Genomic DNA, 10,749 nt, shown 5'->3' with positions numbered 1-10,749 from the left:
ATCAGGATCTCGGGCTTGCCGGATTGAGCCAGCGCCGCGCTTCACGCCTTGCGCAGCGCGAAATTCGCTCCGCAGAACGCCATCGCCGCGCCGAGGCACAGCGCGGCGACCCCGGCCAGCACGCTGGAGACGGTCGGGACCGGGCTTGGTGCGGCGGCGACCTGGCCTGCGCCGGCCAGCAGCAGCACGCCGATTGCGATCAGAAATTGCCGCATCCGTTGCGGAATCTGGCCGGAGACCGCGCTGTGCATCAGCGTTGCCGTGAAATAGCCGCCGGAAAACGCTACCGTCGCGATCAGCCACCAGGCGATCGCCGCTCCCGCCGGCATGAATTCGCCCGCATCGCTTTCCCACAACCCGCCGAGGTCGAGGCCATAGCGCGCGCCGAGCATGTGCACCGCGAGCGCCAGCAGCATCCCTGAAATCATCGCACCACCCAGAATCAGGCGGCGCGGAAAAATCGTCGTTTCGGCCATGAATCCCTATAACATGCTTCGCTCACGGGGCATGACTCACTTGTGAGCCAAGCCTGTGAGGCAATTGTTGGTTGGAACCGTATCCGATGCAACTGGCTGGCAGAGGACGCTGACGAGTTGCAGGAACCGGCGACGATAGCGTTGCAAGATGCGTCCATCGTCAGCTACGCCTTCAAGGCGTCGCTGATCGGCGCCGCGCATCGGTTCGAGTTGACCGATGCCGGATTGTCGTGGCACCTCGCCGGTCGGTCCGGCGTATGGCCCTATCCCGACATCGCCGCGATCCGGCTGTCCTACCGGCCGGTGTCGATGCAGGCGCACCGCTTTCGTGCTGATCTTCGGCATGCGGGCGGCCGGCGCCTCATCATCCTCTCGACCTCCTGGCAGACCGCGGCGCTGATGGCGCCGCAGGACAAGGATTATCGCGGCTTCATCAAAGGGCTCCACGAGCGGATGGCGAAGGCCGGCAGCCGAGCCGAACTCAGCGGCGGTCTCGGGCGCAACGCCTATGCCGCCGGCGTGGCCTTGCTAGTCGTGGTCGCAACCCTGATGGCCGGACTGCTGGTCCGCGCGCTTGCGACCGGCGAGTTCGCCGGTGCGCTGTTTCTCGTGGGCTTCGCGGCGCTGTTCGGCTGGCAGGTCGGCGGTTTCATCAGGCGCAACCGGCCGCTCGCCTATACATTCACGCGGATTCCGGACAACTTGCTGCCGTAGCGTTTGCTGCGCAATCAAATGCAACGATTTGTGAGTTCGGGAATCGGCCCGCCCGCGCCATCGTGCCGCCGCACCTCTCAAGCTGCCGACGAGCGCGCCATGGACGATCGTTGTCACCGCTTGCCGAGCGAGGCGGAGATTGCCGAGATCAACGCAAGGCACCTGATCGCCACGCCGCTCAAGCCCGCCGATCTACTGTTCGTGTTCGGCACGCGGGAAGATGCCGAGCTCCGCGCCCGCGAGGCCTGTAGGCTCTGGCACGACGGTTATTTCCGCTGGTCGATTGTCAGCGGCGGCGTGACGGCGGGATCGGATCGGTCCGAATGCGCCATCATCAAGCCGCCGATGGTCGCAGGCGGTATTCCGGCCGATCGCATTCTGGAGGAACATCGCGCCACCAATACCGGCGAGAACGTGATCTTCTCACTGCCGATCATCGACGCCGCGCTGGGGCTGAAAAACGTCCGCAGCGTGATCTGCCTCGGCAACAGCTGGACCGCGCGCCGCTACCCGATGACGCTGCACCGGCACTGGGTGGAAGTGGACAAGATGTTGCACACCATCGACAGTTTCGCCGTGCCGCGCGCGCTCTGGCACACCGATCCCGAGTTTCGCCGCCGCGTGCTCAGCGAATGGGACAAGATCGAACCTTACAGGGCGCGGGGGTTGATCGCGGAATGGCCGGAAAGGTGAGCGGGAGGACACGTGCCGTCACGATCGGCGCTCCCATCGTTCTTCTAATGCCGCACCACCAGCACCGAGCACTTGGCGTAGCGCACGACATGGCCGGCATTGGAGCCGAGGAAATAGGTTCGCATTGCCGGGCGGTGCGACGTCATCACGATCAGGTCGGCCCCGACGACGGCGGCTTCCTCGAGGATCTCGTGATAGATGCCGCCGTGCCGTACCATGATCGAGACGCGCGACGGCTCGATGCCGGATTCGCGCGCCACGATGGCGAGCGCCTCCTCGGAGGCCTGGCGCTGCTGGACATCGAAATCAGCGGGCACATATTCGGCCAGCATCACCGGCGTCATCGGCAGCACGTTCAACAGGCGCACGACGCCGTTCCAGGTCTGGGACAGCGTCGCCGCCGTCGCGATCGCAGGTTTCGCCAGATCGGTGTCCGCGAGATCGATCGGCACCAGAATGGACTTGAACATCCGCGCGCCTCCTCGCCGCCAAGAACTATGCCTGCAGAACTTGGCATAGGACTGTCGCGGAAAAAACCAGCCGGATAAGGCGGCCTCTTGCCTCAGTCCTGCGGAGTCTGCTTCAGGAGTTTCGGCGTGACAAAGAGAACCAGCCGTCCGCGGCGGAATGCCACGTCGTCCCAGTCGTCGACCGCGAACTCGAACACCGCGAGGCCCGTGGTCGGCAGATTGTCGGCGAGCGCCTGCCGCGCCGCCGGTTCTCCGCTGCCGGCCAGTGCCAAGGCCAATTCATGCATTCCGGGATTGTGTCCGACCACCAGGAGCTGTTTCGGGTCGGAGGCGGCTGCGGTGTGAATGGTCTGCAGCAGCTGCGCTGGATCGGCGCCATAAAGTTCCGCTGGGAATTCGACCTGCGGCTGCGGCACGCGGTCCTGCACGGTTTCCCAGACCATTTCCCAGGTCTGCCTGGCGCGGACGGCCGGCGAAACCAGCACCGCATCGGGAAACGGGGGATGCCGTCCGATCCAGTTACCCATTTCGGCGGCGTCCTTGCGGCCCCGCTCGTCGAGACGACGGTCCTGATCGCGGCTGGAGGGCGCGTCGTGTTCGGTCTTGGCGTGACGCAGCAGCATCAAACGGCGCATGGGCGGCAATCTCGATTCGTGTCTCGTCTCAACTAGAGCATTTTCCGGAAGGGTTACACCGGCTCTCCGGAAGAAAATGCGATTGATAAAGGGCAACTAGAGCGTTTTCCGGCTCAAGGTAATCGGAAAACGCTTTAGTTTATCGGCGCAACTCTACAGGCACAGGGTCAGGACAAGGTGACAAAGCGTCGAAGGGTCCCTAAGAAAACGGCATGAGCGAGACTTCCACAACCCGCAACGACGGACCTGATGCCGAAGCGTTGCGCGAGCGCACACGGCTTTCGTTCGATCTCGACGTCGATATTTGCGTGGTCGGAGCTGGCCTGGCCGGACTGACGGTGGCGCTGGAGGCTGCGCGGATGGGCGCCAGCGTCGCCGTTCTGGAGGGCCGGCAACTCGGTTGGAATGCGTCGGGCCACCAGCTCGGCACCGTGATGCCGGGCTACAGCCTGCCGCTTCCGCAACTGATCGAGCGTGTCGGCTTGGAGAATGCCCGCGAATTGTGGTCGTTGTCGAGGCAGGGCGCCGAATTCGTCAGGGCGCTGGCCAGCGAAAATGTGATTCCGGGCATGGGCCTGACCGAGGGGGCGCTTGAAGTCTCCAACGTTGATGATGGCGACCAGTTGCTGCGCCGGCTGCAGATGCTGCGCGAGGATTTCGAGACCGACGTCGAAGGCTGGCAGGTCGATCGGGTGCGCGAGCAACTCGGCACCAACCGGTATTTTCACGGCATCTATTACCCGACGGCATTCCAGATCGACGGCCGCCGCTATGTTCATGGCCTCGCCGCGCTGGCGAAGCGGGCGGGCGCGCGGATTTTCGAGGATACGCCGGTGGTCAGCATCGACGCCTCCGGGATTCGCAAGCGGATCGTCACACCGTCGGCGCGGTTGCGCGCCTCGCATATCGTGCTTGCCGGCAATGTCCATCTTGGCGCGCCGCTGCGGCGGCTGTCGGATACGTTATTGCCGGTATGGCGCTACGCCGGCGTCACGGTTCCGCTCGGCGGGCGACTCGCCGATGTCATCGCGTTCAAGGGTTCGGTGCGCGATACCGATGGCATCGACCATTTCCGGGTCGTCGATGGCGACCGGTTGATGTGGACGAGTCCGGAAACCACCTGGGAGGTGCGGCCGCAGCGATTTGCATCCGCCATTTCCCGCCGGATCCAGACCATCTTTCCCCGGCTTGGCCGGCCCGACATCGCGGAGGTCTGGGGGGGCGTCACCGGACAGACCGTGCATGGCATGCCTCAGATCGGGCAGTTGCGGCGCGGATTGTGGGTTGCGAGCGGTTTTGGCCGCCAGGGCCTGAATACCGCGGCCATAGCGGGCCAATTGATCGCGCGCAGCATTCTGTGGGGTGATGAACGCTGGCGGTTGTTCTCGCCGTTCGAACTGGTCTGGGCAGGCGGCCCGATCGGCCGCGTCGCCGGACATCTCGTGGGTCTATGGGGGCGGAGCAGTTCTGCCGCGGCGGGCGCGCTGGCCCGTCACCGGGAACGGGTGCGGGCCCAGGAACTCCTCCGGGAGGCGCGATTGGCCGAAGACAATCGCCAAGCCGGTGTGCGGCCATCACCGCGCCGGCCGTCTCCCGTCGGTCGTTCGCCATCGGGCAGGGGACGATCGCCGCCACGGCGGCCGATGCCGATCCATCCCGAGCCGCCGGCTCCGGCAGATCATGGCGGAGCTGAAGACGTCTGAGATCGGCCACATCCGCTTGGTAGGGTCGGCCGGAAGAGGGGGGTCTCGGGAATGTGAGAAACTTTCCCGCCGTCCGATGTAACTTCCATCCCCGGGCACCGTATTTCAGGCGAGCCACCCGGATTTGTGCCGCATGGAGACCATCATGATCGACCGCCGCATTCTGCTCGCTTCTGTTGCCAGCGTGTTCGGTGTTGCCGCTTTGCGCTGGCTGCGCCTTTCGCCGGCCAAGGCCGCCGAAAAATTCGAGGTCGAAAAGACCGATGCCGAATGGCGCGCGCAACTGACGCCGGAGCAGTATGGCATCCTGCGCCAGGAAGGTACCGAGCGCCCCTGGTCGAGCCCGCTGTTGAAAGAGCACCGCAAGGGCATCTTCGCTTGCGCCGGTTGCGATCTGGCGCTGTTTTCCTCCGAAACCAAGTTCGACAGCGGCACCGGCTGGCCGAGCTTCTACAAGCCGCTCGACAACGCGGTCGGCGAGACCCAGGACCGGACGTTCGGGATGCTGCGCACCGAAGTGCATTGCCGCCGTTGCGGCGGCCATCTCGGCCATGTCTTCGACGATGGACCGAAGCCGACCGGCCTGCGCTATTGCATGGACGGCCTCGCGCTGACCTTCCACCCCGGCACCCCGCAGCCGAGCTGACGCCCCGGCAATTGTTGCCCCACCCGGCAAAAGCGCCCCGGTCCCTGACCGGGGCATTTTCATTTAAGCATCTGATATGATGGTGTTTTCGATCTTGGCATAACGCTTGCGACAGTCTCCATGAGTAGCGGCCGGGCCTTATGCCGATCGGCGGCCGCCGTATGGAATGTGGAGACAGTTATGGGTATCTTCGACGCGCTGACGACGGCGGTGGGCGGCTTGCAGGCGCAGTCTTTCGCGCTGCAGAACATTTCCGGCAACATCGCGAATGCCTCGACCACCGGCTACAAGGGCATCGACACCACCTTCGAGGATCTGATCCCCGACTCCACCACGCCCGACAAACAAGTGGCCGGTGGCGTGACCGCGTTCGCCCAGGCCACCATCACCACCCAGGGCACCGTTTCCTCCTCGACGGTCGCCACCAACATGGCAATCAATGGCGACGGCTTCTTTTCGGTGCAGGCGCCCACCGCCGTGGTCGACAACACGCCGGTTTTCAACGGCGTGACCGACTACACCCGCCGGGGCGACTTTCAGGTCAACGCCAACGGCAATCTGGTCAACGGCGCCGGCTACTATTTGATGGGGGTCGCGGTCGATCCGAAGACCGGAAACCCGCTCGGCAACGTTCCCCAGGTGCTTCAGTTTCAGAACAACTTCATTCCGGCGCAGGCATCCAGCGCCATTCAATACGCCGCGAACCTTCCGACCGTGCCGCAGACGGAGGCCAGCACGTCGGCGCTCGCCGGCACCATCACGGCGGACGGCGGCATCAACCCCGCCGACTTCGCAACCAATCCCTTGCTGATCGGCTCGGCGGCGCCGCTCGTCAACGCCCCCATCACCGGCACCGCCGTCGATAACCAGTTGGGCGTGGCGATCACTGGAACTACGGCGCTGTCGGGCACGACCGGAACCGACTCGCTGGTCTCGGGGTTCGCTGCCGGCGACAGCATAACCGTTGACGGCACGACCATCACGTTCGTCAGTTCCGGGGCGACCGGCGACGAGCTCAACGTCACCGACAGTGTGCAAGCGCTGCTCGACAAGATCGACACGATCACCGGCGCGCCGGCGGCGTCCATCTCAACAGCAACCCCGGGACCGGCAGGTAAGATCACTCTGAACACCGGCACCGAGGCGGATTTGACCATCACCGGCGATACGGCCAACGCAAAGGCCGCCCTCACGGGGCTCGGCTTCACTCTCAGCGGCGGCTCGATCACGCAGGCGCGTGCGGCGGGCACCAACGTCGGAACGGGTATCGTGACCGCCAACGACCTCTCGACGTTCACCAACGAATCCATCAGCGGCGGCGCGGTGACGGTCTACAACTCGGCGGGAACGCCCGTGAACCTGCAATTGCGCTGGGCCAAGACCGACAGCGCTTCGCTCGGCTCCGGACACCAGGACACCTGGAATCTTTTTTATCAGACCGATACGTCTGCGACGGGCACGCAGGCGGCGTGGGTCAATGTCGGCACGCCCTTCACCTTCAATTCCAGCGGTGCGCTGGCGTCTCCCAGTGGTACATCGATCAGCATTCCCAGCGTAAACGTCGACGGCCAGGCGCTCGGAGCGCTCTCTTTCAACTTCACCTCCAGCGCGCTGACGCAGTTTGCAAGCACGAGCGGCGCTGCGACCATCAATGGCATCACGCAGAACGGCTTTGCCGCCGGCCAGCTTCAGTCGGTGGCGATCAACAATTCCGGTATCGTGGTGGGCACCTTCTCCAACGGGCAGAACATCGATCTGGCTGAGGTCACGCTGTCGCACTTCAACGGCACCAACTATCTGAAGGCGATCGACGGTGGGGCGTATGAAGCCACCGACCAGTCGGGCGTAGCGATCCTTGGCGCGTCGGGTTCGATCAGCGGTTCCTCGCTGGAAGGATCGAACACCGACATCGCCGACGAGTTCACCAAGCTGATCGTGACCCAGCAGGCCTATTCGGCCAACACCAAGGTGATCACGACGGCCAACGACATGGTCCAGGATCTCCTCAACGTGCTGCGCTGATCGATCGGCACGGTTTGTTGATGTCATTGAAGGTGGGCAATTGAGATGGGTTTGAGTTCTGCCCTTGCCACTGCGATGGCCGGCCTGCGCGCCAACCAGGCGGCGTTGTCGATCATTTCGTCGAACGTCGCCAACGCGCAGACACCCGGTTATGTCGAGGAAGTTCCGAATCAGCTCGAGGTCGCGAGCGGCGGCTACGGCTCGACTGTCGAGACAGCCGGCGTCAACCGCACGCTCGATCTGTTCGTACAAAGTCAGTTGCGTACCGAGACGTCCGGCAGCGCCTATGCCACCCAGACTGCGAATATCCTGAACCAGCTGCAGAGCGTCTATGGCACGCCCGGCGGCGAGGGCACGCTGGAAACCGCTCTCAGCAACTTCACCACGGCGTTGCAGTCGCTGTCCAGCAGCCCGAGCGATACGTCGGCGCAAAGCGTCGCGGTATCGGCGGCGCAGTCGCTTGCCCAGCAATTGAACTCGACGACACAGGGCATCCAGGCACTGCGCACCAACGTCGATCAGGACATCGGCAATTCTGCGACGCAGGCCAATACCGACATGCAGCAGATTGCCTCGATCAATACCCAGCTGCAGGGATTGAGTCCGACCGATCCGCTGGCAGCCACGCTCGAAGATCAGCGCGACAGCGCGATCAACGACCTGTCGAGCCTGGTGGACATCAGGGTCGTGACCGACTCCTCGAACCAGGCCAACGTCTTCACGAATTCCGGCATCCAGCTCGTCGGCGCGGGGCTCGCCTCGCAATTCACCTACAGTTCGCCAGGCGCGCTGACCGCGAACTCGCTGTACAACACCAATCCGTCCCTGTCCGGTGTCGGAGCGCTCGACATCAAGATGCCCAATGGCGCATCGATTGACGTGGTCGCCAACAATGTCCTGGGCTCGGGCCAGATCGCGGCCGACATCAAGCTGCGCGACCAGACCCTGGTGCAGGCGCAGACCCAGGTCGACCAGCTGGCGGCCTCGATCTCGTCGTCGCTGTCCGATCAGACCACGGCCGGCACGGCGGTTACGGGTCCGCCAGCCGGGTTCAGCGTCAATACGTCGAGTGTATTGCCGGGCAATACGATCAATCTGACCTATACCAATCCCGCGACCAACGCCCAGCAGCAGGTCTCAATCGTCGATGTAGCCAATTCGTCGGTGCTGCCGCTGCAGAATGGGGCGAATGCCAATCCGCTGCTGGTCGGGGTCAATCTCTCGCTCGGCGCGGCCTCGGTGGCCTCGAATTTGAACGCGGCGCTGGGCAGCAGCGGCCTGACGTTCTCGGCCACCGGCACGGCTCCCAATCTGACGTTGACGGCGATGGGATCGAGCTCTGCCACGCTCACCGCGGCATCGACAACAACCACGGCCACCGCGCTGGCCAACGGCAGTCCGCAACTGGCACTCTTCACCGACGGGACGTCGCCCTATAGCGGCCAGACCACCGGCGGCTCGCAGATGACGGGATATGCCGGACGCATCACCGTGAATCCGGCGGTGCTCGCCGATCCTTCGGTGCTGAGCGACTACAGCACCTCGCCGGCGACGGCGGCCGGCGACAATGCGCGCTCCAGCTTCCTGTTCTCGCAGCTGACGTCGGGGACCTTCAGCTATTCGCCGCAGACCGGGCTCGGCTCGGCCGCACAGCCGTTCACGGGCACGATCACGAACTACCTGCAGCAGTTCGTCAGCCAGCAGGGCAACGCGTCGACGACGGCGACGCAATTGCAGCAGGGCCAGAGTGTCGTCGTCGCGACGCTGCAGCAGAAATTCAACTCGACTGCCGCTGTCAGCATCGACGCCGAAATGTCGAACTTGATCCAGGTGCAGAATACCTATGCGGCCAACGCTCACATCATGTCGGTGGTTCAAAGCATGATGCAGACGTTGCTCCAGGCTTGAGAGTAAGGCGCTCAACATGTCTATTAGCAGCATCAACTATGGCTCGTCTCTGCTCGGCCTGTCCGTACAGAACATCAATACGCAGCTCACCAACCTGTCGACCGAGCTTTCCAGCGGCGTGAAATCGACCAACTATGCCGGTATGGGTGTCGATGAAGGCTTTGCCATCGCGGCGCGGGCGCAGCTTGCGAACATCTCCGCGTTCACCGACACGATGACCAATGTCAACACCATCATCTCCTCGGCCAACAGCGCGCTGCAGTCGATCTCGCAACTTGCTGGCGACGTGCAGAGTGCCGCCACCTCCAGCGGGCAGAGTTTGACCAGCACCGGACAGACCATCGGCCAGCAGACTGCACTGTCAAATCTGTCCGCCCTCGTCGGCATCCTCAACACCCAGGTCGGCAGCCGCTACATCTTCTCCGGCTCGGCCATCAACAAGCCGGCGGTCGCCTCCGCCAGCGACATTCTCAACGGCACCGCGACGCAGGCCGGATTGACCCAGGTGATCGCCGAACGCCAGCAGGCCGATCTCGGCAGCGACGGTCTTGGCCGCCTGGCAATCACCGGGCCATCGTCGACGCCGCCCTCGACTTCGGTACAGGTGGCAGAGGACGCCGCGGGTTCCCCGTTCGGCTTCAAGTTGAGCTCGGTAACCTCGTCGCTTACCGGCGCCACGGTGACCGGCCCCTCCGGCTCGCCGGAGTCGATTTCGGTCTCCATGCCCACCAATCCGAATCCGGGCGATCAGATCAGCTACACCTTCAATCTGCCCGACGGCACCAGCGAATCCATCCAGTTGACCGCGACCAGTACGTCGCCGCCGCCGACCGGCAGCTTCACCATCGGCACGACTGCGGCGGCGACGGCGGCGAACCTGCAGGGGGCCCTCAACTCGTCGATCAGCACGCTGGCTGGCACCTCGCTGGTGGCGGCATCGGCGGTCGAGGCGGGAGATAATTTCTTCAACACCGACAGCACGGCCACCGGTACCGTCGCCACCAGCCAAGCCGGCACGCCGATCACGGGCACGACGGCGCTGTCGGGCACGTCGGGCACGGACTCGCTCTCCTCGGGCTTCGCCCCCGGCGATACCATCACCGTCGACGGCACGCCCATCACCTTCGTCTCCTCCGGCGCGACCGGCAACGAGCTCAACGTTACCGACAGCGTCCAGACCTTGCTGTCGAAAATCGACCAGATCACTGGCACATCGACGCCATCGAGCATCGATGGCGGCGCGGTCACGCTGACCACCAACAACGCCTCGAGCTTCTCGATCACGAGTTCGAACCCGGCCGCGCTCGCAGCGCTCGGCTTCGGCGGCGGCACGGTTACGGCGCTGCAGCCGCCGCTGCGGGTCTCCGGCACGCCCTTGGGCTCGGCGACCAGCCTGGTGAACGGCTCGGCCGATACGGTGGCCTGGTATACCGGCAATTCCGGCCCCGGCTCTGCGCGCGCGACCTCGACGGTGCAGATCGA

General features: G+C 64.3%; 10 protein-coding genes. 7 read left to right on the top strand and 3 right to left on the bottom strand.

All coding sequences use genetic code 11. The features are described from left to right. Positions 1–41: 41 nt before the first annotated feature. A complete protein-coding gene (locus tag WCB02_RS39605; protein ID WP_423967879.1) occupies positions 42–476 on the bottom strand; it encodes a hypothetical protein in 435 nt (144 codons plus the stop codon). Positions 477–617: 141 nt separating this feature from the next. Between WCB02_RS39605 and WCB02_RS39600 the strand changes: the two genes are divergently transcribed. Together WCB02_RS39600 and WCB02_RS39595 are read left to right on the top strand one after the other, a co-directional pair. Continuing rightward, entirely contained in the window at positions 618–1,190 is a 573-nt protein-coding gene (locus WCB02_RS39600; RefSeq protein ID WP_423967877.1) for a hypothetical protein, read from the top strand. 99 nt (positions 1,191–1,289) lie between these two features. Beyond that, positions 1,290–1,883: a YdcF family protein gene (locus WCB02_RS39595; RefSeq protein WP_423967874.1), complete on the top strand. Its 594-nt coding sequence runs from the start codon at positions 1,290–1,292 to the stop codon at positions 1,881–1,883. A 44-nt stretch (positions 1,884–1,927) separates the two neighbouring features. Here WCB02_RS39595 and WCB02_RS39590 read toward each other — a convergent pair whose 3' ends face one another. Next, entirely contained in the window at positions 1,928–2,353 is a 426-nt protein-coding gene (locus WCB02_RS39590) for a universal stress protein (RefSeq protein ID WP_423967871.1), read from the bottom strand. Positions 2,354–2,445: 92 nt separating this feature from the next. Further along, entirely contained in the window at positions 2,446–2,988 is a 543-nt protein-coding gene (locus tag WCB02_RS39585) for a SixA phosphatase family protein (protein WP_423967868.1), read from the bottom strand. Positions 2,989–3,200: 212 nt separating this feature from the next. Here WCB02_RS39585 and WCB02_RS39580 point away from each other — a divergent pair, with 212 nt between their 5' ends. From WCB02_RS39580 to WCB02_RS39560, 5 genes are all read left to right on the top strand, one after another. After that, complete coding sequence (locus WCB02_RS39580) at positions 3,201–4,691, top strand: NAD(P)/FAD-dependent oxidoreductase (RefSeq protein WP_423967866.1); 1,491 nt, start codon at positions 3,201–3,203, stop codon at positions 4,689–4,691. A 145-nt stretch (positions 4,692–4,836) separates the two neighbouring features. After that, entirely contained in the window at positions 4,837–5,337 is a 501-nt protein-coding gene (gene msrB / locus WCB02_RS39575) for a peptide-methionine (R)-S-oxide reductase MsrB (RefSeq protein WP_423967864.1), read from the top strand. A gap of 180 nt (positions 5,338–5,517) precedes the next feature. Then, the gene (locus tag WCB02_RS39570; protein WP_423967862.1) at positions 5,518–7,359 is read left to right on the top strand and encodes a flagellar hook-basal body complex protein; all 1,842 of its coding nucleotides are present in this window, start codon (positions 5,518–5,520) and stop codon (positions 7,357–7,359) included. A gap of 45 nt (positions 7,360–7,404) precedes the next feature. Continuing rightward, positions 7,405–9,267, top strand: a complete 1,863-nt coding sequence (flgK, locus tag WCB02_RS39565; RefSeq protein ID WP_423967859.1) for a flagellar hook-associated protein FlgK — start codon at positions 7,405–7,407, stop codon at positions 9,265–9,267. Positions 9,268–9,283: 16 nt separating this feature from the next. Further along, positions 9,284–10,749 (top strand): flagellar protein (locus WCB02_RS39560; protein WP_423967857.1); only part of this gene is annotated, 1,466 nt, incomplete at its 3' end.

Origin of the sequence: Bradyrhizobium sp., from assembly GCF_049581145.1 — a bacterium.
GTDB lineage: Bacteria > Pseudomonadota > Alphaproteobacteria > Rhizobiales > Xanthobacteraceae > Bradyrhizobium.
Note: the sequence above shows the minus strand (reverse complement) of the source record. Positions and strands in the feature narration are given on the sequence as shown.

Coding starts and splice junctions, on each gene's coding strand:
- WCB02_RS39585 (WP_423967868.1), bottom strand. CDS start 2,988: ATGCGCCGTTTGATGCTGCTGCGTCACGCCAAGACCGAACACGACGCG.
- WCB02_RS39570 (WP_423967862.1), top strand. CDS start 5,518: ATGGGTATCTTCGACGCGCTGACGACGGCGGTGGGCGGCTTGCAGGCG.
- WCB02_RS39580 (WP_423967866.1), top strand. CDS start 3,201: ATGAGCGAGACTTCCACAACCCGCAACGACGGACCTGATGCCGAAGCG.
- WCB02_RS39590 (WP_423967871.1), bottom strand. CDS start 2,353: ATGTTCAAGTCCATTCTGGTGCCGATCGATCTCGCGGACACCGATCTG.
- flgK (WP_423967859.1), top strand. CDS start 7,405: ATGGGTTTGAGTTCTGCCCTTGCCACTGCGATGGCCGGCCTGCGCGCC.
- WCB02_RS39595 (WP_423967874.1), top strand. CDS start 1,290: ATGGACGATCGTTGTCACCGCTTGCCGAGCGAGGCGGAGATTGCCGAG.
- msrB (WP_423967864.1), top strand. CDS start 4,837: ATGATCGACCGCCGCATTCTGCTCGCTTCTGTTGCCAGCGTGTTCGGT.
- WCB02_RS39605 (WP_423967879.1), bottom strand. CDS start 476: ATGGCCGAAACGACGATTTTTCCGCGCCGCCTGATTCTGGGTGGTGCG.